The organism is Streptococcus hongkongensis, from assembly GCF_053206145.1.
The window spans coordinates 1-1,543 of record NZ_JBRUGD010000036.1 but is presented as its reverse complement, the minus strand read 5'-3'; the positions used below and the strand labels follow the sequence as shown (position 1 = coordinate 1,543).

At 46.1% G+C, this 1,543-nt stretch carries 13 tRNA genes; all 13 read right to left on the bottom strand.

Features of this window, described 5'->3' with window-relative positions:
* Nucleotides 1-330: 330 nt before the first annotated feature.
* Nucleotides 331-418: transfer RNA gene (locus ACVRZD_RS10610), tRNA-Ser, on the bottom strand.
* A 10-nt stretch (nucleotides 419-428) separates the two neighbouring features.
* Nucleotides 429-502 (bottom strand) — tRNA-Ile (locus ACVRZD_RS10605).
* A gap of 32 nt (nucleotides 503-534) precedes the next feature.
* Nucleotides 535-605 (bottom strand) — tRNA-Gly (locus tag ACVRZD_RS10600).
* Nucleotides 606-613: 8 nt separating this feature from the next.
* Nucleotides 614-686: transfer RNA gene (locus ACVRZD_RS10595), tRNA-Phe, on the bottom strand.
* Between the two features lie 22 nt (nucleotides 687-708).
* Nucleotides 709-782 (bottom strand) — tRNA-Met (locus ACVRZD_RS10590).
* A gap of 9 nt (nucleotides 783-791) precedes the next feature.
* Nucleotides 792-881: transfer RNA gene (locus tag ACVRZD_RS10585), tRNA-Ser, on the bottom strand.
* Between the two features lie 6 nt (nucleotides 882-887).
* Nucleotides 888-961, bottom strand: a tRNA-Ile gene (locus ACVRZD_RS10580).
* A 20-nt stretch (nucleotides 962-981) separates the two neighbouring features.
* Nucleotides 982-1,055, bottom strand: a tRNA-Met gene (locus ACVRZD_RS10575).
* A gap of 5 nt (nucleotides 1,056-1,060) precedes the next feature.
* A tRNA-Pro gene (locus ACVRZD_RS10570) sits at nucleotides 1,061-1,134 on the bottom strand.
* A gap of 6 nt (nucleotides 1,135-1,140) precedes the next feature.
* Nucleotides 1,141-1,214, bottom strand: a tRNA-Arg gene (locus tag ACVRZD_RS10565).
* A gap of 17 nt (nucleotides 1,215-1,231) precedes the next feature.
* A tRNA-Leu gene (locus ACVRZD_RS10560) sits at nucleotides 1,232-1,316 on the bottom strand.
* A gap of 16 nt (nucleotides 1,317-1,332) precedes the next feature.
* Nucleotides 1,333-1,404: transfer RNA gene (locus ACVRZD_RS10555), tRNA-Gly, on the bottom strand.
* Nucleotides 1,405-1,418: 14 nt separating this feature from the next.
* A tRNA-Thr gene (locus tag ACVRZD_RS10550) sits at nucleotides 1,419-1,491 on the bottom strand.
* Nucleotides 1,492-1,543: the final 52 nt, after the last annotated feature.

Below are 1,543 nucleotides of genomic sequence, written 5' to 3'. Positions count from 1 at the left end.
TCCTTTTGGTGTATAATAGTCTTGCATCTCAGAGTCCTTCTAATTGTGGTTGTCGTAGATTACAATTATATCTCTTTGAGATGTTTTTTTATACACTTAAGTGGCTAACTTCATTTTAGAACTTTCCCAATTTTTGATAAATATGAACTTGTATAAGAAGATGCAAGCGGAGAAATACGAGATGAAAACAACAAAAATAAAATTGTCACTATGGTAGTAGTAGTTGAAAACCAAAAGAAAAATCTCGATAATTTATATTTACTCATACAAGCCTCCAAAAAATGGTTAAAAAAAAACGATATATCATAAAGATATTCTCGTTTCATATTACGGAGAATAAGGGATTCGAACCCTTGCGCCAGTTACCCGACCTAACGATTTAGCAAACCGTCCTCTTCAGCCTCTTGAGTAATTCTCCAAATTAATAATGGGCACGAGTGGACTCGAACCACCGACCTCACGCTTATCAGGCGTGCGCTCTAACCACCTGAGCTACGCGCCCAAGCCCTTAATATAGCTTGGGTAAAACTATAAAGCGGGTGACGAGAATCGAACTCGCGACAACAGCTTGGAAGGCTGTAGTTTTACCACTAAACTACACCCGCTTAAATAATGGCGCGAGACGGAATCGAACCGCCGACACATGGAGCTTCAATCCATTGCTCTACCAACTGAGCTACCGAGCCATCAACAACATATTCATGTTTATTGCGGGAGCAGGATTTGAACCTACGACCTTCGGGTTATGAGCCCGACGAGCTACCTAGCTGCTCCATCCCGCGATAAGAAAAAGGAGGATGTGGGATTCGAACCCACGCACGCTTTTACACGCCTGACGGTTTTCAAGACCGTTCCCTTCAGCCGGACTTGGGTAATCCTCCATTACATGGACCTTGTAGGACTCGAACCTACGACCGCTCGGTTATGAGCCGAGTGCTCTAACCAGTTGAGCTAAAGGTCCAATAAATCCAAAAGAAACAATAGCGGCGAAGGGGATCGAACCCCCGACCTTCCGGGTATGAACCGGACGCTCTAGCCATCTGAGCTACACCGCCATCAATCGGGAAGACAGGATTCGAACCTGCGACACCTTGGTCCCAAACCAAGTACTCTACCAAGCTGAGCTACTTCCCGAAATGATGCACCCTAGAGGAGTCGAACCTCTAACCGCCTGATTCGTAGTCAGGTACTCTATCCAGTTGAGCTAAGGGTGCTAATTATTAAATTTTAATGCCGAGGACCGGAATCGAACCGGTACGATGAAAACCATCGCAGGATTTTAAGTCCTGTGCGTCTGCCAGTTCCGCCACCCCGGCTATAGGCTATACCTAAAGCGAACGACGGGATTCGAACCCGCGACCCCCACCTTGGCAAGGTGGTGTTCTACCACTGAACTACGTTCGCAAACTTTTTTAAAATGCCGGCTACATGACTTGAACACGCGACCCTCTGATTACAAATCAGATGCTCTACCAACTGAGCTAAGCCGGCCTATACTCTTTATGCGGGTTAAGGGACTTGAACCCCCACGCCGTTAAGCGCC